The 26,585-nt window shown below is 30.8% G+C and carries 29 protein-coding genes, 1 tRNA gene and 1 pseudogene; 6 read left to right on the forward strand and 25 right to left on the reverse strand.

What is annotated here, in order from left to right; translation table 11 throughout:
* Positions 1-231: 231 nt before the first annotated feature.
* On the reverse strand, positions 232-1,008 hold the full coding sequence (locus tag C3E90_RS05445; RefSeq protein ID WP_236914654.1) for a J domain-containing protein: 777 nt from the start codon (positions 1,006-1,008) through the stop codon (positions 232-234).
* Between the two features lie 65 nt (positions 1,009-1,073).
* Positions 1,074-1,466, reverse strand: a complete 393-nt coding sequence (locus C3E90_RS05450; protein ID WP_236914655.1) for a BRcat domain-containing protein — start codon at positions 1,464-1,466, stop codon at positions 1,074-1,076.
* Between the two features lie 266 nt (positions 1,467-1,732).
* Here C3E90_RS05450 and C3E90_RS05455 point away from each other — a divergent pair, with 266 nt between their 5' ends.
* Positions 1,733-2,497 (forward strand): SDR family NAD(P)-dependent oxidoreductase, encoded by a 765-nt coding sequence (locus C3E90_RS05455; protein ID WP_236914656.1) that lies wholly within the window; start codon positions 1,733-1,735, stop codon positions 2,495-2,497.
* 48 nt (positions 2,498-2,545) lie between these two features.
* On the opposite strand, the gene C3E90_RS05460 is transcribed toward C3E90_RS05455, so the two are convergent.
* The 8 genes from C3E90_RS05460 to C3E90_RS05495 form a co-directional block, all read right to left on the reverse strand.
* Positions 2,546-3,583 (reverse strand): MupG family TIM beta-alpha barrel fold protein, encoded by a 1,038-nt coding sequence (locus C3E90_RS05460; RefSeq protein ID WP_236914657.1) that lies wholly within the window; start codon positions 3,581-3,583, stop codon positions 2,546-2,548.
* 62 nt (positions 3,584-3,645) lie between these two features.
* Entirely contained in the window at positions 3,646-4,995 is a 1,350-nt protein-coding gene (locus C3E90_RS05465; RefSeq protein WP_236914658.1) for a PTS transporter subunit EIIC, read from the reverse strand.
* Between the two features lie 100 nt (positions 4,996-5,095).
* Complete coding sequence (gene murQ, locus C3E90_RS05470; RefSeq protein WP_236914659.1) at positions 5,096-5,986, reverse strand: N-acetylmuramic acid 6-phosphate etherase; 891 nt, start codon at positions 5,984-5,986, stop codon at positions 5,096-5,098.
* 9 nt (positions 5,987-5,995) lie between these two features.
* Positions 5,996-6,853, reverse strand: coding sequence for a MurR/RpiR family transcriptional regulator (locus C3E90_RS05475; RefSeq protein ID WP_236914660.1), 858 nt, complete (start codon positions 6,851-6,853; stop codon positions 5,996-5,998).
* Between the two features lie 168 nt (positions 6,854-7,021).
* Positions 7,022-7,513, reverse strand: a complete 492-nt coding sequence (locus tag C3E90_RS05480; RefSeq protein ID WP_236914661.1) for a PTS sugar transporter subunit IIA — start codon at positions 7,511-7,513, stop codon at positions 7,022-7,024.
* A 45-nt stretch (positions 7,514-7,558) separates the two neighbouring features.
* Positions 7,559-7,906, reverse strand: a complete 348-nt coding sequence (locus C3E90_RS05485; protein WP_236914662.1) for a hypothetical protein — start codon at positions 7,904-7,906, stop codon at positions 7,559-7,561.
* A gap of 17 nt (positions 7,907-7,923) precedes the next feature.
* On the reverse strand, positions 7,924-8,859 hold the full coding sequence (locus tag C3E90_RS05490) for a DUF5700 domain-containing putative Zn-dependent protease (protein WP_236914663.1): 936 nt from the start codon (positions 8,857-8,859) through the stop codon (positions 7,924-7,926).
* Positions 8,860-8,925: 66 nt separating this feature from the next.
* Complete coding sequence (locus tag C3E90_RS05495; RefSeq protein WP_236914664.1) at positions 8,926-9,804, reverse strand: patatin-like phospholipase family protein; 879 nt, start codon at positions 9,802-9,804, stop codon at positions 8,926-8,928.
* Positions 9,805-9,878: 74 nt separating this feature from the next.
* Here C3E90_RS05495 and C3E90_RS05500 point away from each other — a divergent pair, with 74 nt between their 5' ends.
* Positions 9,879-10,358 carry a superoxide dismutase family protein gene (locus C3E90_RS05500; RefSeq protein WP_236914665.1) on the forward strand — a complete coding sequence of 160 codons (480 nt, stop codon included), beginning with the start codon at positions 9,879-9,881 and terminating at the stop codon, positions 10,356-10,358.
* Here the strand turns inward: C3E90_RS05500 and C3E90_RS05505 are convergent.
* The 7 genes from C3E90_RS05505 to C3E90_RS05535 form a co-directional block, all read right to left on the reverse strand.
* Positions 10,339-10,671 (reverse strand): hypothetical protein, encoded by a 333-nt coding sequence (locus C3E90_RS05505; protein WP_236914666.1) that lies wholly within the window; start codon positions 10,669-10,671, stop codon positions 10,339-10,341. The genes C3E90_RS05500 and C3E90_RS05505 overlap by 20 nt on opposite strands.
* Positions 10,655-11,110 (reverse strand): hypothetical protein, encoded by a 456-nt coding sequence (locus tag C3E90_RS05510; RefSeq protein WP_236914667.1) that lies wholly within the window; start codon positions 11,108-11,110, stop codon positions 10,655-10,657. The genes C3E90_RS05505 and C3E90_RS05510 overlap by 17 nt, the downstream gene beginning before the upstream one ends.
* A gap of 58 nt (positions 11,111-11,168) precedes the next feature.
* Complete coding sequence (locus C3E90_RS05515) at positions 11,169-11,417, reverse strand: GNAT family N-acetyltransferase (RefSeq protein ID WP_236914668.1); 249 nt, start codon at positions 11,415-11,417, stop codon at positions 11,169-11,171.
* Positions 11,417-12,025 (reverse strand): DUF3841 domain-containing protein, encoded by a 609-nt coding sequence (locus C3E90_RS05520; protein WP_236914669.1) that lies wholly within the window; start codon positions 12,023-12,025, stop codon positions 11,417-11,419. The genes C3E90_RS05515 and C3E90_RS05520 overlap by 1 nt, the downstream gene beginning before the upstream one ends.
* A 45-nt stretch (positions 12,026-12,070) precedes the next feature.
* Entirely contained in the window at positions 12,071-12,451 is a 381-nt protein-coding gene (locus C3E90_RS05525; protein ID WP_236914670.1) for a universal stress protein, read from the reverse strand.
* A 121-nt stretch (positions 12,452-12,572) separates the two neighbouring features.
* Entirely contained in the window at positions 12,573-12,782 is a 210-nt protein-coding gene (locus tag C3E90_RS05530; protein ID WP_236914671.1) for a small, acid-soluble spore protein, alpha/beta type, read from the reverse strand.
* Positions 12,783-13,013: 231 nt separating this feature from the next.
* Positions 13,014-13,110 (reverse strand) — tRNA-Sec (locus C3E90_RS05535).
* Positions 13,111-13,335: 225 nt separating this feature from the next.
* Between C3E90_RS05535 and C3E90_RS05540 the strand changes: the two genes are divergently transcribed.
* From C3E90_RS05540 to C3E90_RS13585, 3 genes and pseudogenes are all read left to right on the forward strand, one after another.
* A complete protein-coding gene (locus tag C3E90_RS05540) occupies positions 13,336-15,048 on the forward strand; it encodes an IS1634 family transposase (protein WP_236914672.1) in 1,713 nt (570 codons plus the stop codon).
* Between the two features lie 298 nt (positions 15,049-15,346).
* Positions 15,347-15,757: pseudogene (locus C3E90_RS13580) on the forward strand (IS256 family transposase); the annotation flags it as partial.
* 15 nt (positions 15,758-15,772) lie between these two features.
* Positions 15,773-15,943 (forward strand): transposase, encoded by a 171-nt coding sequence (locus C3E90_RS13585; protein WP_442870566.1) that lies wholly within the window; start codon positions 15,773-15,775, stop codon positions 15,941-15,943.
* Between the two features lie 199 nt (positions 15,944-16,142).
* On the opposite strand, the gene C3E90_RS05555 is transcribed toward C3E90_RS13585, so the two are convergent.
* The 6 genes from C3E90_RS05555 to C3E90_RS05580 form a co-directional block, all read right to left on the reverse strand.
* Positions 16,143-17,378, reverse strand: a complete 1,236-nt coding sequence (locus C3E90_RS05555) for a metal-dependent hydrolase family protein (RefSeq protein ID WP_336513010.1) — start codon at positions 17,376-17,378, stop codon at positions 16,143-16,145.
* 1,194 nt (positions 17,379-18,572) lie between these two features.
* A complete protein-coding gene (locus C3E90_RS05560; protein WP_236914673.1) occupies positions 18,573-19,283 on the reverse strand; it encodes a response regulator transcription factor in 711 nt (236 codons plus the stop codon).
* A 44-nt stretch (positions 19,284-19,327) separates the two neighbouring features.
* Complete coding sequence (gene selB / locus C3E90_RS05565; protein WP_236914674.1) at positions 19,328-21,235, reverse strand: selenocysteine-specific translation elongation factor; 1,908 nt, start codon at positions 21,233-21,235, stop codon at positions 19,328-19,330.
* Positions 21,232-22,662 (reverse strand): L-seryl-tRNA(Sec) selenium transferase, encoded by a 1,431-nt coding sequence (gene selA / locus C3E90_RS05570; RefSeq protein WP_236914675.1) that lies wholly within the window; start codon positions 22,660-22,662, stop codon positions 21,232-21,234. The genes selB and selA overlap by 4 nt, the downstream gene beginning before the upstream one ends.
* Before the next feature lie 14 nt (positions 22,663-22,676).
* Positions 22,677-23,708 (reverse strand): selenide, water dikinase SelD, encoded by a 1,032-nt coding sequence (gene selD / locus C3E90_RS05575; protein ID WP_236914676.1) that lies wholly within the window; start codon positions 23,706-23,708, stop codon positions 22,677-22,679.
* A 14-nt stretch (positions 23,709-23,722) separates the two neighbouring features.
* Positions 23,723-24,259: a helix-hairpin-helix domain-containing protein gene (locus C3E90_RS05580; RefSeq protein WP_236914677.1), complete on the reverse strand. Its 537-nt coding sequence runs from the start codon at positions 24,257-24,259 to the stop codon at positions 23,723-23,725.
* 235 nt (positions 24,260-24,494) lie between these two features.
* Here C3E90_RS05580 and C3E90_RS05585 point away from each other — a divergent pair, with 235 nt between their 5' ends.
* Positions 24,495-25,766, forward strand: coding sequence for a D-alanyl-D-alanine carboxypeptidase family protein (locus tag C3E90_RS05585; RefSeq protein WP_236914678.1), 1,272 nt, complete (start codon positions 24,495-24,497; stop codon positions 25,764-25,766).
* 28 nt (positions 25,767-25,794) lie between these two features.
* Here the strand turns inward: C3E90_RS05585 and C3E90_RS05590 are convergent, their stop codons facing one another.
* On the reverse strand, positions 25,795-26,175 hold the full coding sequence (locus C3E90_RS05590; protein WP_236914679.1) for a RidA family protein: 381 nt from the start codon (positions 26,173-26,175) through the stop codon (positions 25,795-25,797).
* Positions 26,176-26,228: 53 nt separating this feature from the next.
* Positions 26,229-26,582: a ribosome silencing factor gene (gene rsfS / locus C3E90_RS05595; RefSeq protein ID WP_236914680.1), complete on the reverse strand. Its 354-nt coding sequence runs from the start codon at positions 26,580-26,582 to the stop codon at positions 26,229-26,231.
* Between the last annotated feature and the right edge of the window lie 3 nt (positions 26,583-26,585).

Consider the following 26,585-nt stretch of genomic DNA (forward strand, 5'->3'; position numbering starts at 1 on the left):
TCCTATAAATTAATTATCATTATAAAACAAAAAACTAACATAGTCTTATTATGTTAGTAAACAATTTCTTATATAATATTGATTATAATATTGATATTTGTCCCCCATTAAATCTTTGAATTTTGGGTGCCTCTTTTACAACTAACTTATAAAGTATACCATGTATAGAAATTATTTGCAAATGATTAATTGGAAATTCCTAAGTATTTGGGTTTACTCCTATCATTATAACTATCTTATACTTGTATACCTTTCTATATTCTCATCACTTAAAAATTCATAGGCTTCATTTATCTGTTGGAACATACTTGTTGCATTTGGTGATTTATTCAAATCTGGATGATATTCCTTTGCCTTTTTTCTATAGGCTAGCTTTATTTCATATTTATCCGCATCATATCCTACACCTAATAAATCGCAACTTTTTTCGTATTTGTTTTTGAACTCCACACTTGGATTTACATAATTGTATCCATAGCTACCCTGTCCACCATAGTTACTTCCTCTTTGGGAATCTTGATATTCATACCATTGTCTAAACATTTCTTCCCATTCCCTTTGCTGCTCTGCAAAACGTCTTTGTTCTTCTCTTCTTTTTCTTTCTTCTTCCATCTTTTTATAAGCGTTTTTATATTCGCTAAAGGTTTTAAATTGATATCCTATCCCGTCTATTAGATAATTAGCTCTATCGAATAAAAACTCAGTTATAGTATATCTTAGATATTTTAAATAGGATACAAACTTAGTTCCCAGGATTGGGAACACGACAAAAAATAATATTGTCAAAAGAACAACAGGATTCATCAATATTACAATACCAAAAGGTCCAGCCAATAGCATAAGTATTAAACATCCACCCATACCTATTAAAGCAGCAAAACCTCTGGCAATGTTTCTAACAAATATTACTATTGTTTCTATTAACTTTATGAAAGCATCTAGTACTACTGATACTACTTTGGCTACACCATATAAAATTTTACCTAATACCCTTTTAAATATATCCATCTATAGTTTAACCTCTCCTTATTAAAAAGTTTCTTTATTTCATCCTAGTTTATATATCAAATTAGTTATGTTCTTTTGGAGAACTTTGTATTACATTTTGGACAAGTAATCATGATTTTACCTTTACCTTTTGGAAGTCTTAGTTTAGACTTGCAATTTGGACATTTAAAATATCTATTGGTCTTTCTATCTTTTGCCCGGTTCTGAATATTCTTAAACCTAGAATAAAGGGGGCTTACAAACATAGCAAACCTATAGTTTTCCATTCTTCGTTTGGATATATCCTTTGAAAACATTCTATAAATACTAATGCCTAAAGGAATATAGCCTATAAGTGATAACAATGGAATCTTAGTCAACTGACCTATTAGTGTTAATAATACTGAAAATATAAGTAAAACCATAGAAAGCTGATCTCCACCATATCTTCCAACCATAAACTTTCTGAACCAATTCATTTGACATTACCCCTATAATAAATATTAAGCTACAAAATATAGCTTAATATTTATTATATATTCTTTTATACGAAAAAGATAGTTATTTCCTATTATTAGTGAGCCATAAAACTATGATTTACAAAAATTATAATAGATATAATCCTAATGGGTATAAATATTATAATCTTATAAAAATCTAATTATATGTTTATATGAATAATTATTGGATATATATAAAACGAGACAAAATATTGTTAAATTTTTAACTATGAGGAGGCTTTTATATGAAATTACAAGGTAAAGTGGCTATAGTAACTGGTGCTAGTGCAGGAATGGGTAAAGATACCGCTTATCTATTCGCAAAGGAAGGTGCAACAGTTTATGCTGTAGCTAGAAGAGTGGAAAGACTTGAAGAGTTGGCAAGTAGCGCAAAAAATTTAGAAGGTAAAATAATACCCTATGGTGCAGATTTAATGAATAAAGAAGAGGCTGAAAAAATTATCGATTTTGTATACAATGATTCTGGTAAATTGGATATATTAGTAAATAATGCAGGTATAATGGATGATTTTAGTCCTGTTGGAGATGTAGATGATAGTATGTTAGAAAAAGTTTTTAGTCTAAATGTATATGCACCTTTCTATACCAGCAGAAAAGCAATAAAGATATTTCTAGAACAAGGTAGCGGTAATATTATTAATGTTTCATCTATTGGTGGATTATATGGTGCAAGAGCTGGAGCAGCTTACACAGCCTCAAAACATGCATTAGTAGGGTTAACTAAGAATACAGGATATATGTATGCTAAAAAGAATATAAGATGTAATGCAATCTGCCCTGGCGGTGTTGAAACTGAAATAGCAACTGGTGATTTCATGAAAAATGTAAATCAAGAAGGCCTTAATATTGTAATGGCAAATGTAGGTGGTAATCCAAGAAGTGGAACTGGTATGGAAATAGCCCATATAGCTCTATTCTTAGCTTCTGACGATTCAAGTTTCGTAAATGGTCAATGTATTACTGCTGACAGTGGTTGGACAGCGTATTAATAATAAAAAACTCTGGTCTCATAGACTAGAGTTTTTTATTATTAATTGTTAAAAAATAAACTTAAACTTTTGATTAGGAGTTAAAGTATTAACCAAAAGATTTGCTTCTTTCACATTTCCTACTACATTTACCCTGTCATCAGCAGGTAAGTCCCTTTGTAAAATTTGAAGCTCTCCTTCGTATCTATTATATTTTTCATTATCAATTGTTACGGAATACTTATGTCTAGGTATACCATTATTATTAGGAGTAATGTCTTCCTTTTTTATTAATCTAGATTCTTGAGAGCGGATAACAAACTCTCCCGGGTCTGAACGATTAGTATGAACCTGTCTCAATAAATCCAATTCTACTTCTGTTAAATTATCATTTAATTCTATAGGGAGCAAAGTAATGTCATCTCTAATAGAAGATAATATTTTTAATTCTTCTGATGAAGCCATAGAATCTCCAATTATAATTGAATCAACTCCCAATTGTAATAAATGTTGAGCTGAAACAATTGGATGAAGGTTTCTATGTTTTTCTAAAGTAGGCAATCCTTCATAAACAGGCCCTCTTCTTCTATAGTTACTAGGAACAAATGCCATAGTTTTTATACCATATTCTTTAAATACTTGATTTTTTTCAATGAACAATTCCTCAGAAATACCTGTATCTTTTCTAGGGTAGAAATTATGGCTTGCATTTATTTTATCTAATTTTCCCCCATATTTAACAAATTGTTCAATTTGTTTTCTATCAAAAGTTGTAGCATTTACAGATATACCAAAATCATATTCTCCTGTCATTTGTGCAGCTTCCTCTAATGTAAAACCAAAGTCCAATCTGATATAATCAATTTTATATCTTCTAAGGTCTAATTGATTAAAGTAACCCTTAGAAATATCTACAATATTGATAAAATCAAGTTCAGTACTTAATTTTAATATGGTTTCAAAATCTTTTATAAAATTTTCTTTTACTTCTGGTATATGGGCAGATGTAAACATTAAATTTATTCCTAAACTATGAGCTTTTTCCATATACTTCAATATTTCATCTATACTATTTTCCATACCTGCATAAACGGAAATCCCTAACAATTAAATCACCCCTCTTGTATAAAATTCAAGGTGCATAAATGCACCTTGAATTTTATATATATTTAATCAACTGGATCTTTGAAACCTATTAAATAAGTGGCAATAAATCCTCCAATATAAGCTCCAATAATTCCTAATAGATAATATTTAACATTGCCTTGGTCAATAAGAATTGATAAAGGTAAACCAGATATGCCCATTCCCATTGCTCCAGCTTTAAAAGGTGCTACGATGGCTCCACCTACTGCTCCACCAATACATGCTCCAAGGAAAGGTTTCCCTAATGGCAAAGTTACACCATAGATTAATGGTTCACCAATACCAAGGATTCCAACGGGTAATGCACTCTTAATTGTCTTTTTTAGTCTTTCATTTTTAGTCTTAAAGTATACTGCAAAGCTTGCTCCAACTTGTCCAGCACCAGCCATTGCAAGAATTGGTAACAATGTTGTTACACCTGTGTTTTGTAATAAATCTGCATGAATGGGAGTTAAACCTTGGTGTAATCCTGTCATAACTAAAGGTAAGAATGTTCCACCTAATAATGCACCGGTTAATATCCCACCTTTTTCTATAGCTCCAGTAACTGCAATTCCTATCCCATCAGAAATAGCTCCACCTATAGGTTGTAATATGATTACAGCTACAAACCCTGAAATTAAAACTGTTAATAATGGCGTTAAAATTAATTCTACCGATTCATGAATAACTTTTCTCAATCTTCTTTCAATCATTGATGCAAACCATACAACCAATAATACTGCTATTATTCCACCTCTACCAGGTACTAAATCTCTTCCAAACAATGTTAATCCTGATAAACCTGGAGAAATTGTAATTCCTGCCATTAAACCTCCAATAGCTGGAGAACCACCAAATACTCTAGCTGCATTCATTCCAATCATTATTGCCATATATCCAAATACTGCTCCAGAAAAAACTCCTAATAACCCAGTAATATTCGGGTTGATATTAGTTGTTTTTATAAGAATATTATTAATTCCCATTATCAATCCAGATCCAATGAACGCTGGAATTAATGGAATAAATATATCTGAAATTTTCTTTAAAGTATCACTTGGAGCTACTTTATATTGTTCTTTTACTTGTTTTTTAACTGTAGCAGCGTCACCAAATTCTATAACATCCTCTATGGATATAGAAGTAGTTGACCTAATTCTATCCGATACTTTTGAAGCAACTCCTGGACCTACAACAACTTGAATTTGATCACCTGAATCTACAATTCCCATTATTCCATCGACTTTTTCCAAGGATTCTTTCTTAAATAAAGATTTGTCTTTAAGGGCAATTCTTAATCTTGTCATACAGTTCTCAAAACTAAGGATATTTTCTTCTCCACCTACATTTTTGATAATCTCAGATGAAATTCTACTAATCTTATCACTCACTTTTTCTACCTCCTTTTATTATTAAAAATGTTCTCTATTCACCCCTTTCGAAGTTTATATATATGAATCCTTCATATAATCCCAATTGCCCCCTAGTTTGTTAATCATATTTATCCATAGCTTTGTATATAAATCCATTATGCTTTTCAAGAAGATTAACTGCTTCTTCGTAACTAGACCCTGTTTCTATCATTACTATTGCAATCTTGGGTTTATTCTTTGAAAGTTTTAAATATTCAATGGCTTTGCTTTCTTCTATACCCGTGGCTTCCATAATTATTCTTTTTGCCCTATCCATCAGTTTAACATTGGAAGGATTTAAATCTACCATCAAATTGTTATATACTTTTCCTATTCCAATCATAGAAGCTGTAGATAGCATATTTAAAACCATTTTTTGTGCAGTTCCTGCTTTTAATCTGGTAGAACCAGTGATTACCTCTGGTCCTACAATTGGTGTAATAGATATATTAGCTATTTGAATAAGTTTACTTTTCTCATTATTGGATAGACCAATAGTTGTAGCTCCTATTGCATTACCATATTCAATTGCTCCTAATACATAAGGGGTATTCCCATTGGCTGTAATGCCCACAAGCGTATCCCTTTCTGTTAAACCAATATTTTGCAAATCTTTTTTGCCAGCTGTTAAATCATCTTCCGCTCCTTCTATTGCTTCCGTTACAGCTTCCCTTCCCCCTGCTATTATTCCAATAACTTGGTCTTTATCTGAGCTAAAGGTAGGTGGACATTCTGAAGCATCAAGAATACCTAATCTTCCACTTGTTCCTGCTCCAATATATATTAGTCTTCCTCCAATTTTAAATGATTCAATTATTTTTTCTACGGCTTTTGCTATTTTGGGTAACTCTTTTTCTACTGCATAAGCTACCTGTTTATCTTCATCATTTATAATCTCTAATACTTCTATAACCGATTTTTTATCTATATTTTTAGATTTTATATTGGATTTTTCTGTAATTAAATTCATTTTTGCCTCCTATTTATACCTTTTATCTTCTAACGCTTCTCTTGTAATTTTCAAGTATTCAATAACTTTATCATAACGTTTACATGCAACTCCTATAAAAAGACTGTCAATAACTAATAGTTGAGCAATTCTAGAAGCCATTGCACCTGATCTAAAATTGTTTTCTACACTTGCAGTAAATAGAACAATATCAGAAACATCTTGAATAGGTGATTTCCCATATTGAGTTATGGATATGGTAGTAGCTCCTCTTTCTCTTGCTGTTTTGAGACCTTCTATTACTTCCATAGTTCTTCCCGAATATGAAATTCCTATAGCCACATCCTTCTCATTTAAATGAACTGCTGATGTTATTTGTATATGATGGTCCATAAACATAATAGAGGGAATATTTATCCTTGCAAATTTATATTGAGCATCAAGGGCCACAACAGATGAGGCTCCAATTCCAAAAAGATGGATTTTTTCACATTTGTCAATTGCCTCAATAGCATCAGCTAAACTATCAGTATTTACAATATCACAAGTGTCTTGAATTGCTTGAATACTACCTGCAGATAATTTGTTTAATATGGTTTTTGTTGAATCATCTACCCTGATTATTTCATGAAGAATTTTTTCATTTTTTGAGTTCTGCATTGAATTCACAGATAAAGCTATCTTTAAGTCTTGATAGCCTTTTAAACCTAAAGTCTTACAAAACCTAACTACACTAGCTTCACTAGTACAACTATTTTTTGCCATTTCTATAATGGATAGGTCTCTCGCCTCTTTAGAATTATTTAGAATATACTTTGCTATTTTCTTTTCAGATGGCCTAAAACTTTTCATCCCTTGCTCCATCTTTGTAAGAATTGAATTATCCATTAATATCAACCCCAATTATATACATCTAAAACACTCCAATTCTTTTGTTATTTTAATTATAATATATGTGAAATTATTTTTCAAGCTTTTATCTTGTTTTTGAAATTATTTTTCATGATTGCCAAAATAATAAGACAAAGGACCTAGAATTCCCTTGCCTTACCACTATTAATATTTACTTCTTTTCAAAGTTACATTAAGTATCTTAGAAAGGCCTTTTTCCACGTTTCCAACTGCTTTTTCAATGGATTCTATTCTTCCCATATTGGTTATTATTACTGGTGATACTAAGGATTTCCCTTTCTTTTTTAATAATTCTAAATCTACTTCTAAGACAATATCTCCTTGTTTTACCTTCTGCATTAATGCTACATGCTGTGTAAATCCTTCTCCTTTTAGTTTTATAGTTTCCAATCCTATATGAATTAGTAATTCTATACCTTCTTCAGATCTGATAACAATACAATGGTTTGATTTATAGGTACTAGTTATCTCGCCATCAAAAGGTGCTATTACCTTCCCATCAGAAATTTCAATTGCAATACCATCCCCTAGCCTTTTTTCTGAAAAACCTTTGTCTTCTACTTCTTCTAATGAAATGATTTTGCCTGACATGGGAGATAGAATATCAATTGGTTTATTTTTTTTAAAAAAGCCCATCAAAACAGCATCACCTCTTTCGAGTTTATTATAAATATTATACCACTATTGATTAATCCGTCCCCAATTTTTACATAAATTCATTAGATAAAGATTTAGATAAACGGAATATAAAGTAGTTAACAATTCGCCTATGGGCAAAGTCATAGTATTTGTTTTAAATATATCACCGCCGATAAAATTAGTTATTATTACTGAAATAATCAATAGGCCTAATATTTTGAAAAAATATCTTTTCCCTATTTTTATACCCTGTTTTAGAGAAAAACCTATATTATCATCATAGTATACCAAATAATTTTGCATTGTTCCTAAGAAAATTGAAATTATAGCAATAGCAACAATTAAAAATTTACTAAAGTTATTTTTATACTTCTCAAATATTTCCCTCATCAAAATAATTCCCCATTTCATTTAATAAGCCACTCAACTACCTCATCAGTAAAGCCCGGTGGTATCCCATTTCCATTACATAATTCTACATACTCTTTAATAATCCTTCTAAAGTTTAAGTCTAGTGTCCAATCATCTAAAATAAATACTCCTTTTTCTTTATAAATAGCGCTTACTATTAAATAACCTATTACATATATATTCAAATGTTTTTTCCCTTTCTTGCAAGTTTTACCTGATTTTATGTTAATTAAAATATCATTAATAAGTTCAAATTGTTCTTTAGCTAACAATAATTGTCTTTTAGTTAAGTTACCTGTCAAATCGTCTTTTTTCAGATTAGGACCATGTTGAGCAAGACAAGCTATCCCCTCTTCAATAGTTTTACCAATAGTTTCATATAAAAGTCTGTTTTTCCTAGTTATTAATTTAAATAGAAATATAATTCTGTTCTCTATGGGTAGTTTTCTACTATGATACATTTCATGGATTAATACTTTAATAAACTCTTCCCCTTCTCCAATATATTTTCCATAATTAATGAATATATCTTTTCTATTGATAGTAAATCCTCCATCAATTCCTCCACAATAGAGATAGATTTTGGATTTAAATGGTATCTCCTTTGGAACTATTTTATACACTTCCTTTAGGACTGTTTTTATGATTAAATCATTATTTTCATTAATAAATTGAATATCCGATTTTAATTGTACAATATTATCTTTCAGCTTGTAAAATTCATAGACATCTTCATAGTGTTTATCATCAATAACTTTTATTAACTCTTCTTTGATATAGTCTCTTTCAATTATTTTTCCAAAGCTATTTTGGTGATTTAAAAACCCTTTTATTCCCTTTGTTTTAATAAATTGATTATATAGGGTTTCATCCAAAAAATCCTTCTCCAATATTTTAATAAGCAGCTCTATAAATCTTATATTGATGACCACCTTATCCCCCCATTTCTAATGGTCTATATTAAATATATACGACTATTAGGAATGGGGTATGAGTGTTTAATCCTCAGAAATGTTCTCTAACCACTTTTTATAATCATCCATCTTTTCTAATGTTTCTGTATAACCTTGATTATAAAGGGAATTCAATTTGGATGTATCCTTTTCCAATCTATCAACCATCAGTGAAGCAATTGGTCTGAAAACAAAAATATATCCTTCTCTTTCTAATTTATCAATGGTTTCTAATGTAATATTATATTTAATATGTCTATTTTCAATGGCCTTCATTATTTTAGGATACTTTTTTAAATAATGTTTTGAGTAAATCCCTAGTTTTTGTTCTTTCTTAATATAATCTCTATTTCTAGTAAGCACCACTACATTATATGGATTTCCATCCTCAATGGATTTTTCTATAGGAATAGAATCGGTAATTCCACCATCAAAATATAGCTTTCCATTTATTTCAACAGGAGGTGAAATAATTGGTAAACTACTAGATGCTCTCAATATTTTATTCATAAATTCTTTACCATAGGCTTTAGATTGGCTCTTTTCAAAATATTTAGGACATCCTGTTTCAACATCAGTAACACAGACTTTAAATATAGTTGGAGAATCAAAAAAGGTTTCGTAATCAAAAGGTATTAACTGATTAGGGAGAGTGTCAAATAAAAATTCCATATTAAAATAGCTTTTCCCCTTTATGAAATGTCTAAATCCTGAATAATCTTTATGGGATACATAATCTACAAATACCTTTTTATTTCTTTCCCTTTGTTCTGCTACAAAATTAGCTCCATTATTAGCTCCAGCAGACACTCCAATTACATAAGGAAATTTAATATTTTCATCCATAAAAGCTCCTAATACCCCTGAAGTATAGGCACCTCTCATGCCACCACCTTCAAGGACTAGTCCTAATTTTTCATGCATCTTATCGCCTCCATTATTATATTACACCTATTTGAACCCTTCTGCATAAAATAATTTTGAAGGGAGGAGTCAATATGAATTATAAAAATAAAATTACCGCTTACGCAAAAATATTAGGCGGAAATCTGGCCCCTAATATATATGGTAACATATTTTTTGACGATGTGGCAGGGGGTACAGAAGTCTATTTAGAAGTATGGGGACTACCTTTATATCAACCTACTGGCAATAGTAATAATCCTATAGGTCCTTTTGGATTCCATATACATGAATTTGGTGTTTGTGAAATTAAAGATCCTAACAATCCATTTGAGTCTGCTGGTGGACACTATAATCCAACAAATCAGCCCCACGGAAATCACGCTGGGGATTTTCCTGTAATATTTTCAAACAATGGCTATGCTAGGATGAGCTTTTTTACAGATAAGTTTAAACCTAGGGATGTTATTGGAAAGTCGGTAATAATTCATCAGAATCCTGATGATTATAGGACACAACCTGCTGGAAATGCAGGAAAGAGAATGGCTTGTGGCGTTATATGTAGGCTTTATTAGGGGAAAAGGTCAGGTTTTTAATCTGACCTTGAGAATTATATTGTTTGATGACACAAAATATAAATATTGAATCATTAATCTGGTGGTCAAAGACCGCCCCTACATATTGATAACTACACATTGCAGGGACCCTATCATCTGGGATATTTGATAAATCCAAATCCTTTTCAATCTTTAATAACCATTCATTATAATTATCATATCTATCAAGTCCGCCTGTCCCATTAATTTCCGAATTATACTCAATAAATTCTTGTATGTATTCAAATACTTCTTTTTCATACTCGCACTCCCGCCTAGAAGCCTGCCACATAAAAGTACCAGTTATCTATTATCTTTTCAGTGTAATTATAGTTATCTCCATTTATCTCACGCCAGTACCAGCCATGCCCTTGTTGTTCAAATTTGAGACTTGAACCCTGAAATCCCATAGGCTCATCAATACCATGATAATAAAATCCATAATAAAGACTACTTGGAACAATTCCAAATCCACTGCAAAAGAATTCAATATATATGTTACCCCTATCAGTTGTATATATATCCACATCCCTAACACCATTAATACTTAGTATTTCTTTATATGAACCTTTGCTAATTGAGTCATTTAATAATTCCTGATTATTTTTAACTATATTGATTATCTTAGTTTTAGTAACATAGCTCCTTATTCTAGGAACAATAAAAATAATCAGAAACAAGAGAATAAAAATAATTAATATACTTCTTGCAAATTTCTTAGCGATACTCATTGTAGCCTCCTATTTTGTTTGTGTTGATTTAATATATTTTCGTATTATAAAAATCTTTTTATCTAACCATATCTAATTTAAAAGTTAGGCCATCATACATATTTCCTCTTATAAGCCTTGAATTTTTTGAACGTTCACACTCCACAAATCCAATCTTTTTAGCCAAATTTACCATTCTATAGTTTCCTGACCATGTTTGTGTATAGATTTCATTAATTCCATGGTTTATAAAATAGTTTATAAATACTACCAAAGCTTGGGTGCCACAACCTTTACTCCAATAGGATTTTTCACAAATATCAAGCATTAAACTTCCTTATAATGCAATATATCTTTAACCATCTCAGGTCTAATCTCCCAAATATTGGCCTGGACTCTAAGTATATTCCATTCGTCAATTTCAAATACTCTCATCCAACTATCCATTATCCTTTTTCTTTCTTCAGGATAAAAATGAATAATCTTCTCATCCATAACAGAAAAAGCATCTTTAAATCCTTTCCTTTTTATATCCTTTAAATATTCTTCTTCGTCTTTTTCATCTTTCGGTATATATAAATGATTCAATACATAATCCCATTTCATCCCATCAAAATAGATGATTTCAGACTCATCTACCTCCAACACATAAACAACAGTATCTAAAGTTGGTCTTAACATATTTTCTTCACTAATTGAACACCATATAGGAAATTCTACCTCTTTAGGCTTAGGTACCATCTTGATTGCAACATTTGTAAACCAATTATAAAGCCCTATAATATAATCAGCTATCTCTTCAAACTTTTCCTCTAAATGTTTTCTTTTAATTCTAATTACTCCATTATTCTTTAAATCATCTAAACTTTTAATATCCTGTCTAGTCCAAAGAGTTACTTTTTTTGAATTGCCTCTATTATTGATTATTTCTTTCACTTCCCTTCAAAAATAGAGACAGCAAGAACCTTTCCTGCTGTCTTTTTACAATATAGTAAATTGAACATCTGATAAAACGTTTTGTAATTGTAATCCAATGCTTAGCTCTTTAGCTTTCTTGGTATCTGGAGGAGTTCCCATAACAATATGAGTGATATTATTGTCCTTAGCAAAATCTATCATAGCTTTTAAAACATCTTTTGATCTAAGTACGGTTAAATCTGCCCCTACTTTTTTAGATACATTGAATAAATATTCTAAAGCCTCTCCATCATCAACATATTCTAAAAATTTTTCTCTTTCGTTTACTACATGTACTACATATAACTTGTCTTTTTTAGATTTAATTAATCTATAACCCTGTAATATTAACCTTTCACAAGTTTTTTGCTGGGTAACACATACCATAACTTTTGCATTTTTCATACGAAATCCCCCTTTAAAAGAGTGATACCCTTTTCATTATAACATGAATTTAAAAAAATGATACCTATTCTATAATAATTTATCTAACCAAATTGAAAAATGAAGAATAGGATTGTCAATCCTATTCTTCATCCATTAATTCTTTTTCTCCCATTTCAACTAATTTTCTGGTCATAAGTCCTCCTACGGGACCAGCTGTGAATATATTGGTTACTGGGTCTAATTTATTATCAGTAGTAAAAGTATCTGTAACGCCTAATTCCTTAGCTATTTCCATTTTCATTTCTTGCAATGCTTTTATAGCATTAGAATCAACAGGTTTTCTATCCACTTAGCTCACCTCTTAAAATAGAATTTATCTATTTTATTTTGTCTAAGTATGGAATATAAATACTAACCAATTTAAGGATAATGGTAAAATATAATTTAATTCAAAGTAAATTCACTATTTACCATTATTTCCAATATATTCTAATTGCATGGTGGTTTAGTTGGTTTTGAAAAATAAAAAGCTCTAACCATTCCAAATAATGAATTGATTAAAGCTTTAATATTGCTTATGTGGCGGGAGTATGTGGGAATCGAACCCACCCAAGAAGCTCCTAACCCCTCGCGCTGGTTTTGAAGACCAGAGGGCACACCAGCACCCATCTACCCCCATTAAATTTGTGTAATAATTGATACTAGTATAGTATAGCATATTTTTGTTTCGTGTCAAGGTGTATATTTTTTTAACTGTTATTATCCGGGTCTTTGACAGTTGAAGAATAAAATAATCGCTGAAGCCATTGAAAAGGCTTTATTTTTTTGTCAAATTTTATAAATTTATATTGAGTAATGTTGGGTAATGTGTTATAATATAAAGGATTGGAGGGTTTATTGTTATGAGATTATCAATATCAAAATCTAAAAATTCTACATCCCTTTATGTAATTAAATCAACTTATGAAAACGGAAAACATTCGAGTAAGGTTGTAGAAAAACTTGGAACTGTTAAAGAATTAGAAGAAAAATTAAATGGAGAGGATCCTATTGAATGGGCCAAGAAGTATATTGAAGAACTTAACAAGAAGGATAAAGAAAATAGGCGGGATGTAATTGTTAAATACTCTCCTGCTAAGACTGTTGAGAAAGATGTACAGCGCCTATTCAATGGTGGATATCTGTTTATTCAACAAATCTACTATGCTCTTGGATTACATAAGATTAGTGAGGAAATTTCAAAAAAATATAAATTTACCTTTGATTTAAACTCTATTCTTTCACGGTTAATATATGGCAGAATCTTATTCCCTGCTTCTAAGCTTACAACAAATCAATTATCTGAAAAATTTATTGAGAGGCCAAATTTTGAATTACAACATATTTATAGAGGTCTTGAGGTTATTGCAAAAGAATCTGATTTTATTCAAGCTAAATTATATGAGAGTAGTTTGAAGGTTTCTAAAAGAAATACCAGCATTCTTTATTATGATTGTACTAATTTTTTCTTTGAAATAGAACAAGAAGATGGATTAAAACAATATGGTATTTCTAAAGAACACAGATCTAATCCAATTGTTCAAATGGGCCTTTTTATGGATGGCAATGGTATTCCCTTGGCATTTAATATTAATAAGGGTAATACTAATGAACAAGTTACCCTTACACCCTTAGAAAAACAAATTTTACCTGATTTTAATCTTTCTAAATTTGTTGTGTGTACTGACGCTGGCCTTGCTTCCACTGCTAACCAAAAATTTAATGATAAAAACGATAGGGCATTTATCACTACTCAGTCGGTTAAGAAATTAAAAAAACATCTTAAGGAATGGGCTCTTGATCCAGATGGATGGCATCTTAATAATGACATAAAAACCTATGATGTTTCTAAGCTTGATGAGGAAAAATATAAAGATAAGATCTTTTACAAAGAACGATGGATTAAAGAAAATGGCCTTGAGCAAAAAATAATTGTAACCTATTCTATCAAATATAGAAACTATCAAAGAAAGATTAGAAATAGTCAAATTGAAAGAGCGCAAAAGACAATTGATAATAATCCTGGAAAATTGAAGAAATCCAGCCAAAATGACTATAAAAGATTTATTCAAAAGACTTACTGTACTCCTGATGGTGAAATTGCTGAAAAAGAAATATACAACATAAACACAGAATTAATTACCGTTGAAGAAGCATTTGATGGTTTTTATGCTATATGTACCAATTTAGAAGATGATGTCCATGAAATTGTAAAAGTTAATAAAAGGCGTTGGGAAATAGAAGAATGCTTTAGGATTATGAAATCTGAATTTAAGGCAAGACCTGTATATTTAAGCCGTGATGATAGGATAATAGCACATTTTATAACCTGCTTTATCTCTCTAATAATATATCGAATTTTAGAGAAGAAACTTGAAGAAAAATATACTTGTCATGAAATACTTAAAAAATTAAAAGAGATGGATTTTTATGAAATTAAGGGAGAAGGATATGTTCCAACTTATACTCGTGATGATTTAACAGATGATTTACATGAAGCTTTTGATTTTAGAACCGATTATCAAATAGTTTCTAAAAAACAGATGAAAAATATTTTTAAGAGAACAAAAAAATAGAAATATTACGCAGTTTTGTAAGCATAATAAAAAGCTTGAAACCCACCATCCATAAGGGCTTCCAAGCTTTTTGTTTTCTTCAACTGTCAAATATGAGAGTTTATCACATTCATTTAAATATTTCAATAGTTTTTAAAAACTTTTTTATTTATTTTCTATCACTTCATTTGATGTTTTGAAATTCAACACTTTCCTTACTATATTATATAATTTCAAGAGAAAAGGATACTAAAATATTGAGGTTAAATGTTTAATTATCAACACTTATTTAAGAAGTCAAGTCCAAAATGGATTTGGATTGTCAGAAAGAATGGTTTCTAAGATAACAAATAAAATTCTTCCAACAATTGAAGAATGGCAATCAAGGCCATTAGATAGGGTATACCAATTTGTGTTCTCAGACGCTATCCATTACAACGTGAGAGATAATGGGGTAATCGTAAAAAAGGCAGTATATACAGTTTTAAAATACAATAAATAAGGATTTAAAGAAGTAATAGGGAGATAGGACGGAGAAAATGAAAGCTCCAAGTATTGGTTAATGGCTTTAAGTGAACTTAAAAGCAGAGGATTAGGAAATATGCTAATAGTTTCTACTGACAATTTACCAGGGTTTACCCAAGCTATAGAGGCAATATATCCAAATATCGAGATCCAGAAATGCATAATCCATCAAATAAGTAGTTCGACAAAATTTGTATCATATAAAGATATAAAAGAATTAATAGAAGCTTTTAATAGACAATTAAGAAAAGTAACAAAAAATAAATCGATCTTCCCTAATGATTTTTCACTAATTAAAAGTTTATATTTAGCAATGGCAGATGCATCACTAAAATGGACAAGTAGAATACGGTCTTGGGATAAATTACTATCACAACTAAATCACAACTAAGAATATACTTTGAATACAGGATATAAAAAAGCTCTGGGGCTTGTGGGTAAGCAAAAATCACACTTAACCACAATCTCCAGAGCAACTACTGCTACTTAATATATCAGTTCAAATATAGTGCTCTTTAACTAGTATTTATCTTACTGACTATTTATTTGGGATAGCTTCCCCATTTACCATTAATAAAGAAAATAATTATCTATTTTCTTTTTATAATATTTCCTTCTTTCATTATAATATCCATGTTGTCTGTATTGATATTATGAATGTCCTCAAGAGGATTTGCATTTATTACAAGTAAGTCTGCAAATTTATTTGCCTCAAGTGTGCCTGTAATATCATCTATCTTTAACATTTCAGCACCGTTTTTTGTGGCAGCCACTATAATCTCCATCTCTGTCAATCCAGCCTTTTTTAATGTATACATTTCTGTTATTGCAAATTTACCATATGGGGTTAATGAGCTACAAAATGAATCAGATCCTATTGTTATTCTTATTCCTTTGGAATTAGCATTCTTAAGATTAGAAATAATTCTATTCAATTCCTTCTCTGCCGTAGTATCACCCTCATAATTGTCTAATATAGGTCTATAGGGTGGCGTATAGACTGTGAACCATTCAAAGAAAAATTGAAGTGTAGGACAAAATGTTATGTCCTTTTCTTTCATTATTTCAAGACATTCTTCATTGAGTTCCTGTCCATGAATTATAGCGTCAACTCCTGCCTTACAAGAAATTACAGCTCCATCAAAACCTTCAGCATGTGACCATACTGGAAGTCCCACCATATTTGCCTCATCAACTACTGCTTGTACCTCTTCCATAGTATAGTGGGTATCAGCCTTCTTATCATGTCTCCAGATTCCCCCTCCTGTAGACCATATTTTAATGGCATCAGGATTTTCTCTTAATCTTTTTCTTACTGCCATACGAAGATTCCAAGGTCCATCTACTCTTTCTGCCCACGGATGTGAAAGGTCATTGTATTCAAGAGGAAGTCTATGAGAATCTCCATGACCAGCTGTCCTACAGAACCCAAGCCCTGCAGAAACTATTCTTGGCCCTGGTACTATTCCTTGCTCTATCATGTCTCTCAGATAAATACCTGAACGTGAGATTTCTCCTACAGATGTGAGTCCATGCTCTAGAGCCTCTCTAGCCTGTGCCACTGCAACTATTGTTTTCTGTATATTGTCTTCAATCACCCATTGATTATCATCATCAGTAAGATTGCCACTAAAGTGAAGATGAGTATCTATAATCCCCGGCATTATTGTTTTGCCTCTTATGTCGATTTTCTTATAATTTTCTCCTATTTCTATGTTGGGACCTGCATATTCTATTTTCTTACCATCTATAAGTAAAACTGAATTAGATACGGGTTCACATCCCGTTCCGTCAATCATTAATCCTCCAATAAAAGCTATTTTCAATATCTACACTCCTTGTATACTATGTTTAGAAGTACTTCTTATTAAAACTTCTAAGCATATTTTATTTTTTAAAATTGAATAACAAATTTCAAGTACCATAATATTCTCTTTCTAATCCTGATGCCAATTTTACTTATCTTAATAGTCATTTTGGATATTTTTTAAAATGTGTTCTTTCTACTAATGCTCTTGGTCTTATCAGAGATGTTAATTTCTTTGATAGCAATCATCATCTAGATAATGATTTTAGGCCTCAGGATATTAAAGATTTTTTTGACGCTAATTCCTTAATTCCTCCTCTTGAAACACATTTATAGTTGCATCCTGATTTTTCATATAAATATTTTTAATTGATTGACATTCTCTAGTTTTTAATATGTTTTTGTTTTTCCCTTGTGGATAACTATAGACAATTCTTAAAACTACATTCTGCAACTACCTATAAAAAGTACCTTAAGACATAAGCAATTTTTATTTATAGTTTTTTAACGTATCAATCCTAGCTAGAATTTATAATGCTTTAAAGGAAATCGTTAACTTCCATATTTTACAACTGCTTCTCTTTTTTTATTTACAGATTTTATATATTTAAAAACAAAAAAAGAATCAACAATCGCCATTGACAATGGATGTCAACGCTTATTCACTCTTCACTCTTCACTCTTCACTCAAATTATTAAATTGTTATCTGCTAAACATTTTTCACTGAATTAAGTTTACCACATTCAATTTAAGATTTCAATAGTTTTTTAAAACTTCTTTTATATATTTTCTAGAGAAGTCAAACATATGTGACACGACCTCTGAAAAATTATCTCTGAATAATGCTGGGTTTATTTCAAATTGCTAATAATTATTTTGTCAAGGAGGAAAGCTATATCGGTCCTTGATTAAATAATTATTTGTAATATCCTGATTCGTCAACAAATTCGATTATCTTACTTTCATGGTCCCTTAAACCAGCTCTAGTACAGCTCCATAGCGTTCTACATTCCTGCCCTGCTATACCCTCAGATTGATATGATTCAATGTTTCTATGATCAGGGCAGGATTATATCCACTTTTCCATGCATGACATCCCCAAATCTTTCTCAAGGTATGCGTGCCAACATTATCTTTAATACCTATAGTTTCCGCTGTATCCTTATTATGTTTAAAGCCTGTTGACGGGTTAATGGCGCTACTTTTAAATCATTAATCTATTGCAGCACTTGCTTTCTTGCTTTTAAAATAATATCCTACTCCCCATTTAGTATGAATATACTCTACATTGCTGCAATCTTTTTCAATCTTTTCTCTAAGTCTTCTTATATGCACATCTACTGTTCTTAAATCTCCGAAATACTCATATCCCCAAATGGTTTCTAACAACTCTTCCCTTGTAAATACTTTTCCAGGATTGGACACTAATAAATAAAATAGGTCAAACTCTTTTCCTGTTAAAGAAATACTTTCATCACCGATTATTAATTTCCTTCCTAAGGTGTTTATTGTAATGTCATCTATTTTAATTGTTTGATTATCGATTTGATAATTCTTCATATTTACTCTTCTTAGTATTGCCTTTATCTTTGCTTTCAAAACCAAGATATTAAAGGGTTTAGTTATATAATCATCAGCACCATATTCTAAAGCTAAAATCTTATTAATGTCTTCCTTTTTCTCTGTTAAAATTATAATAGGTACCTGAGAGTTATCCCTAATAGTCTGACAAAATGTCAAACCATTTCCATCAGGGAGAATTAAATCTAATATGACTAAACCGTAATCTCTCTTTTTAATTTTTTGCATAGCCTCTTTTATGCTGAAGGCTGATTCAACAACATAATTATCTTGTTCTAGGCTATATTTTAATCCTTTTACAAATAGTTTGTCCCTATTTATTACAATAATTCTAGTACTCATTAATATCACTCCATAATCAAAGGAAATAGAGTTTATCTTTTATCTTATACGATAGTTCTTTTATCTCCATCCCTTTTTGTTATTTTGAATTGATCAAAATATTCCAGTAATATTAAAGCAACTTTTCTGTTGGTGTTTAATATATCCCTAAACTGAGCAACTGTAATAAAATCATTATCTTTAATATATTCTTTTAATAGTCTTAAACTTTCTTCATAAACCGTATTATATAGAAAAATTTCTTCATTTAACTTTATTATTTCGCCACTATTGACTAGAGAATTTATTACTTCTTCTACTTCAATGGAATCATACCCAGTCATTTTAATCAATTCTTCTTTTCTTGGGGGTGTAAACATTTTTTCCTTGAGAATTTTAACTATACTATCTTTAATCTTTAATTGAATAGGGCTATATTCAATTTCAAATCCTGTCCTATGAACAGTCTCCTTTTCTTGCTCTAAGAATCCTTTTTCTACGAGTAAATCAATGAACCTTTCACCAACCTTAGAAGGAGCATTATTTAAAAACCTGCTACGTAATTCTTCTTTTGATATCCCTATACGAAGAGGATATCTTTCATGGAAAGATTCTATTTCTTCTATTATTCTTTCCTTTAATTCATTAAAGAAATCTACATGAATTACATGTAAATCCTTAGTCAAACTGAATAATATCATTTTATTTGATTCTACTAATTTACTTACATCATCTCTTACCTTTTCTTCTAACATGGCAGTAGCTGTAGAAATTTCCTTAATAGTAGGAAAGTATTTGCTTTTGTCCAATATTATTTTTTCAATGATGTCTATAGATTCACCTTCCTCTTTTATTTCGAGCTCTTTTATGGCTTCATCATCAAAGGGCTGTTTTTTAGTAGGATTAGGCTCTAATATCTTTCCACCACCTATGGTAAACATAGGGGAGTAGAATCTAATAATAAATCTATCTCCTCTCTTTGCAACTACTTTTTCTTCTAACCTTAGTTGAGCGTAGGCTGCTTCTCCTGGATTTAATATTTCCTTATCTAAAAGAATTATTCTACAAAGCAATTCCTTAGTTCCAATATATAATCTAAGCCTAGTTCTATTATTAATTGACCTATCCATATCCTTTAATAATTTAACCTTAACATCTAGCATTAAAGTCTCCTTCATGGAATCTTTAGGCGCAATTACATCTCCTCTATGAACTTCTCCTTTTTTTATACCTGCCATATTTATGGCTACTCTTTGACCAGCAAAAGCAATTTTAGTATCCTGGTCATGAACTTGCAAAGTTCTTATTCTTGCCAATTTATCCCCTGGAAATATCTGAATCTCGTCTCCCACATTTAACTTTCCTGATAGCAAAGTTCCCGTTACCACAGTTCCAAATCCTGCCATTGTAAAAACTCTGTCCACAGGAAGCCTTGGCATATCATCTGTTTCCCTATCATCAATTTCTAAAGTCAACTGATCTATTAATCTAATAACTTCTTGTATACCTGTTTTTTTAACTGAAGAAACAGGTATTATTGGAGTGCTTTCTAAAAAGGTTCCCTTAACCTGTTCCCTTATATCTTCTTTTACCAGTTCTAACCACTCTGATTCTACTAGGTCAGATTTAGTCAAAACTATAAAACCCTTTTCAATTCCTAATAAATCCAATATGGCTAGATGTTCGCTGGTTTGTGGCATTACACCTTCATCTGCTGCAATAACTAATAATACAATATCCATTCCCATAACTCCAGCAAGCATGTTCTTAATAAACTTTTCATGCCCTGGAACATCTATTATACCTGCCCTTTTCCCACTAGGCAAATCAAAATAGGTAAAACCTAATTCAATTGATATACCCCTATTTTTCTCTTCCTTTAATCTATCCGTATTTCTACCAGTTAGGGCTTTAATGAGTGTAGTTTTACCATGGTCTATATGGCCTGCTGTTCCAACTATAATATGCTTCATATAATGCACCCTTTCACTCTATTAAATCCATGTAATAATCCATCTACTACTATGTCAAATTCTTTTTCCCTTACAGTTCTTAAATCTATATAGATATTATCCTTATAAACTCTTGCGATTATTGAAATCTTGTATTCTCTTAAGGCTTTTTCAAAATCTGTAATGCTCTGATTGTTTAAGCTCAACAAAATACATTTAGTTGGTATTTTTTCTAAAGGCAAGGAACCACCACCAACTTCTGAATAGCTATCAACTATTTCTAATTTACAGTTTTTAATACTGATTCTTTCAATAATTTTATTATATAGTTTTACTGCCTTTTTTTCTAATTCATCAATATCCATAGATAACATTTTTAATGTTGGTATTTTTTCTATTGCAGTTTTTTCATCAAGATAAAGTCTAAGAGTGGCTTCTAAAGCGGATATGGTAAATTTGTCTACTCTAAAAGCTCTTGTTAGAGGATTTTTCTTCATAGCATCTATATATTTCTTTTTCCCAACTATAATTCCTGCTTGAGGTCCTCCTAATAATTTATCTCCACTGAAGGTTACTACATCTACTCCCTTTTTTATTGATTCTTGTACTGTAGGTTCATACTCTAGGCCAAATTTTGATAAATCAATTAAAACTCCACTTCCTAAATCTTCAATTAAAGGTAGGTTATATTTTTTCTTCAATGGATATAGCTCTTCTGCAGAAACAGAAGAAGTGAATCCTAATATTCTGTAATTGCTAGTATGAACCTTTAGCAATGCTGCTGTTTCCTCTGTTATAGCCTTTTCAAAATCCCATAAATGGGTTTTGTTTGTGGTACCTACTGCTTTTAATATTGCTCCACTTTGTTCCATTACATCTGGTATTCTAAAAGAACCACCTATCTCTATTAATTCTCCTCTAGATACTATAACTTCTTTATCCTTGGCTATGGTGCTCAATACTAATAGAACTGCTGCAGCATTGTTGTTCACAACCATAGCATCTTCTCCACCTGTTATTTCCACAATGATATCCTTCAGATGGCTATATCTTGAGCCCCTTTCTCCTTTATCCAAATCATATTCTAAATTGGAGTAATTAATGGCAATATCCTTGATGTTTTCCATAATATCTTCGCTAATCAAGGAGCGGCCAATATTTGTGTGAATTACTACTCCTGTTCCATTTATTACCCTTTTTAATTTATAAGAATTTTTCCTATTTGCTCTATCTACTATTAATTCTGGTAGATGGATATTCCTTCCCTTTATTTCATCTTCTCCTAAAGATTTAATCCTTATATCCTTTCTCAACTGGTCTATTTCTTCTCTAATAGAATCTACTACTATTTTTCGTGGCATTGTGTTCATTAAATTTTTAATGCTATCCACTTCTAATAATTCATCTACCTTAGGAATTAATTTGAATAGATTTTTGTTTTGATTCATACAATCCCTCTCTTTTATTCTACTATTAAATAATAATCTTCTTTTTCTACAACCTCGCCCACTATTGCATATTTAGTTGAAATATTAACTAATTTCTTTAACAAATCATCTATATATTCCTTAGATATGGATATTAATAATCCTCCTGATGTTTGTGGGTCAAACAATATATCTTCAATTTCGTTTGGTATTTCATTTATAAACTTTACATTATCTCCTATATGTCCTCTATTAGAATAGGCTCCTGCAGGCACTAAGCCCATTTGTGCATATTCTATAGCTTTTGAAATTATTGGTACATTTTTATAATTGATTTTAATAGTTACTGAGCTAGCTTCTGCCATCTCTAAGCTATGCCCTAATAATCCAAATCCAGTAATGTCCGTTACACTGTTTACTTCTACCTTATCTACAGCTTCTTTTGCGTATTTATTTAAGGTGGACATTACATGAACAGCTTCATCATAGGACTCTTTATCTGCTAACCCCCCTTTAATAGCTGTGTTTATTATTCCAACACCTAAAGGTTTGGTTAGCACTAGTAAATCGCCAGGTTTGGCATTGCTATTGGTTAAGACCTTATTGGAATTTACAAATCCTGCAACAGATAATCCATATTTAGGTTCATCGTCTTCTACCGTATGCCCTCCTACTAATATTGCTCCTGCCTCTGTTACTTTATCATGTCCTCCTTTTAATATTTGTACTAAAACATCGGGACTTAAACAGTTAGGAAAACAAACTATATTCATGGCTAGTTTAGGCTCTCCACCCATAGCATATACATCACTCAAAGAGTTAGCTGCTGCTATTTGTCCAAATACATATGGGTCATCTACAATGGGGGTAAAAAAATCCAAAGTTTGAATCAAAGCCAATTCGTCATTTATCTTATAGACTGCAGCATCGTCTGCAGTATCCAATCCTACTATTAAATTATCGTCATAAGTTTTTGGTAGTTGACACAAAACCTGTGCCAATATATCGGGAGCGATTTTAGCTGCTCAGCCAGAGCTTTTGGTCAATTGGGTTAATCTTTTGTCCATATATTTCACATCCTTTATTTTGTTGTAATTAATTCTTTGATACTATCAAATTTTTTATCACCTATACCAGATACATTCATAATGTCCTCAATGGTTTTAAATAGGTGTTGTTCTCTATATTCTAATATTTTTCCAGCTAGAACTTCACCTATACCTGGTAATGACATTAATTCTTCTTTAGTACAATTATTTATATTTATTTTACCTTTATTATCAGTATGATTTAGATTAGTAGTTTCAATAGGTATATCTTCTTCCCCAATCTTAGGAATATGGATTTTCTCTTCATCTGATAATTTCCTAGCTAAATTTATTCTATCTGAATCTGCGTCTTTTTTCAATCCTCCAGCTAAATTTACTGCATCTATAACCCTAGAACCTAATTTTAATTCTATTATACCCGGATTATAGACTTCCCCGCTTATATGTACCATTATATATTGATTATCTTCAATTGTCTCTATTTCTTCATCTAAATTTATAAATAATTCCTCTACATCATGAATATTTTCATTGTAATCTTTTTTGATTAATGAGAACTTTTTGTTCATAAAATTGAAACCTGAAATTAAAAAAACGATGACTATTATTATAATTACAAGGACTTGCTCCCTTTTTGAAAAGTAGGACATATTTGAACTTCACCCTTTCCATATATTTATATAGTATAATATTCTATATTTAGATAGAATTCCCTTCTTTTCTTTAAAAAATATAGATTCTCTATTAAATATTTCCTTAATTTCTGATATACTAATAATTAATTGAACATAAGGAGGGAGCTATTTGAAAAAAATCATATTAATCATTTTTCTCCTGATATTTGTTACATATAGCATCTCTTTTGCAGATAGCTTAAACCTTTCTGGTGAAGGTGCTATACTTATTGACTCAGACACTGGTCAAATTCTTTTCGAAAAAAATCCTCATATGAAATTACACCCAGCAAGTACCACAAAAATAATGACTGGAATACTTGCAATAGAAAATGGTAATATGGGTGATATTGTAACCGTTGATGAAGAAGTGGTAAGTCTTACTAAAGGAAGTCATATAGCATTAGAGCCAGGAGAACAATTAAAATTTGTTGATTTATTAAATGCATTACTTATTGAATCTGCCAATGATTCTGCACTAGCTATTGCAAAACATATTTCTGGTAGTATTGATGAATTTGTGGAACTTATGAACGATAAGGCCAAGGAATTAGGTGCTATAGATACCCATTTTATTAACCCCAATGGGCTATCCGATGAACGCCATCTAACTACGGTTTATGACTTAAGTCTAATAGCACAATACGCCATGAAAAATGACACTTTTAGGGAAATTGTATCCAATTATACCTATACTATACCTGTAACCAATAAAAAGGATGAAGAAAGATATTTGAAATCTGCCAATAGACTATTATATAGCAATCAAAAAATAGATGTAAATGGAAAAGCTGTTCCCATTAAATATGAAGGTATTAATGGGGTAAAAACTGGCTATACATCAGAAGCCCATAATTGTTTGGTAGCTTCCGCCAAAAGAGGAAATCAAAATTTAATTGCTGTAGTCTTAAAGTCTAATGGTCATGAAGTATTTTCGGATATACATAAATTGCTAAACTATGGATTTAACAATTTTGAAAAGGTTAATGTAGCCACAAAAAATATTTTCGTTGATAATATTGAAGTAAAAGAGGCTATTAACCCCATTGTTGCAGGCATTATAAAGGAAGATTTACCCCTTTCCATACCTAAGGGTTCATTGGATAGAATAGATAGAAAAATTTTTGTTAATGATGAAATTGAAGCTCCAATAGAGAAAGGCCAAGTTTTAGGAAAAGTTGAATATTATTTACAGGATGAGCTTTTGGGACAAGCAGATATCATATCCACTTTAGATGTGGAAAGAATACCTCCTATAAGTATATTTCGAAGGATTTTAAGTAAATGGTACATATTATTAATTGGTGTGTTTGTTTTATATAGGTTAATGGCTATTATTAAGCGTCGAAAAAGTAGAAGACGAAGACGTTCTTTATATAAAATCCCTAGTTCATTTCATTAAATAAAAAAAGCAGCAATGCTGCTTTTTTTTATAATACTGCTATAGCTTCAATTTCAATATCACCATCTTTAGGTAGTTTTGCTACTTCCACACAGGATCTAGCTGGTTTATGATCTTTGAAAAAGTCTTCATACTCTTCATTGATTAATGGAAAATCATTCATATCCTTTATGTATATGTTTACCTTCACTATATCCTTTAATGTTGCTCCTCCTTCTTCCACTATAGTTAAAACATTCTCTAAGCATAATCTAGTTTCTTTTTTTATATCTCCTTTTAATAATTCACCTGTTTCTGGTACTATGGGTAGTTGTCCAGAAGTGAATATTAAATTATCAGTTTTAACACCTTGGGAATAAGGTCCTACTGCTCCTGGAGCTTTACTGGTTGCTATCGGTTTTGTTTTCATAGTTTACCTCCTTGTAATTTAGATAATAGACAATCTCGCCCATTATTAATCTATTAAAACATATGGTCTAATGCTATTTCATCACTATCAGCCCATAGTTTTTCTAAGCTATAAAACTCCCTGTCCTCCCTATGGAAAACATGGACAATTATATCTCCAAAATCTAATAAAATCCATCTACTACTTTCTTTACCTTCCTTGCCTAATTGCTCATGTCCTGCTTTAATCATCTTTTCTTCAACTTCTTCTGCAATGGATAATACTTGGGTAGTGGAATTACCACTTGCCAATATAAAATAATCAGAAATAGGGGTCAATTTTCTAATATCTAATGCTCTTATATCGAAGCCTTTTTTATCATAACAGGCTTTAACAATAATAGATATTCTTTCATCTATATCCTTCACTAA

This window comes from Clostridium sp. Cult2, from assembly GCF_021655075.1.
Classification (GTDB): Bacteria; Bacillota; Clostridia; order Tissierellales; family Tepidimicrobiaceae; genus Schnuerera.

Bases quoted from the DNA above. Each gene is read 5' to 3' on its own strand.
- C3E90_RS05480 (WP_236914661.1), bottom strand. From the start codon at position 7,513: ATGGGCTTTTTTAAAAAAAATAAACCAATTGATATTCTATCTCCCATG.
- C3E90_RS05510 (WP_236914667.1), bottom strand. From the start codon at position 11,110: ATGAGTATCGCTAAGAAATTTGCAAGAAGTATATTAATTATTTTTATT.
- C3E90_RS05485 (WP_236914662.1), bottom strand. From the start codon at position 7,906: ATGAGGGAAATATTTGAGAAGTATAAAAATAACTTTAGTAAATTTTTA.
- C3E90_RS05580 (WP_236914677.1), bottom strand. From the start codon at position 24,259: ATGAACAAAAAGTTCTCATTAATCAAAAAAGATTACAATGAAAATATT.
- selB (WP_236914674.1), bottom strand. From the start codon at position 21,235: ATGAAGCATATTATAGTTGGAACAGCAGGCCATATAGACCATGGTAAA.
- C3E90_RS05590 (WP_236914679.1), bottom strand. From the start codon at position 26,175: ATGAAAACAAAACCGATAGCAACCAGTAAAGCTCCAGGAGCAGTAGGA.
- C3E90_RS05500 (WP_236914665.1), top strand. From the start codon at position 9,879: ATGAATTATAAAAATAAAATTACCGCTTACGCAAAAATATTAGGCGGA.
- C3E90_RS05455 (WP_236914656.1), top strand. From the start codon at position 1,733: ATGAAATTACAAGGTAAAGTGGCTATAGTAACTGGTGCTAGTGCAGGA.
- murQ (WP_236914659.1), bottom strand. From the start codon at position 5,986: ATGAATTTAATTACAGAAAAATCCAATATAAAATCTAAAAATATAGAT.
- selA (WP_236914675.1), bottom strand. From the start codon at position 22,662: ATGAATCAAAACAAAAATCTATTCAAATTAATTCCTAAGGTAGATGAA.
- C3E90_RS05505 (WP_236914666.1), bottom strand. From the start codon at position 10,671: ATGTGGCAGGCTTCTAGGCGGGAGTGCGAGTATGAAAAAGAAGTATTT.
- C3E90_RS05525 (WP_236914670.1), bottom strand. From the start codon at position 12,451: ATGAAAAATGCAAAAGTTATGGTATGTGTTACCCAGCAAAAAACTTGT.
- C3E90_RS05515 (WP_236914668.1), bottom strand. From the start codon at position 11,417: ATGCTTGATATTTGTGAAAAATCCTATTGGAGTAAAGGTTGTGGCACC.
- C3E90_RS05560 (WP_236914673.1), bottom strand. From the start codon at position 19,283: ATGAGTACTAGAATTATTGTAATAAATAGGGACAAACTATTTGTAAAA.
- C3E90_RS05445 (WP_236914654.1), bottom strand. From the start codon at position 1,008: ATGGATATATTTAAAAGGGTATTAGGTAAAATTTTATATGGTGTAGCC.
- C3E90_RS05540 (WP_236914672.1), top strand. From the start codon at position 13,336: ATGAGATTATCAATATCAAAATCTAAAAATTCTACATCCCTTTATGTA.
- C3E90_RS05495 (WP_236914664.1), bottom strand. From the start codon at position 9,804: ATGCATGAAAAATTAGGACTAGTCCTTGAAGGTGGTGGCATGAGAGGT.
- C3E90_RS05450 (WP_236914655.1), bottom strand. From the start codon at position 1,466: ATGAATTGGTTCAGAAAGTTTATGGTTGGAAGATATGGTGGAGATCAG.
- C3E90_RS05475 (WP_236914660.1), bottom strand. From the start codon at position 6,853: ATGGATAATTCAATTCTTACAAAGATGGAGCAAGGGATGAAAAGTTTT.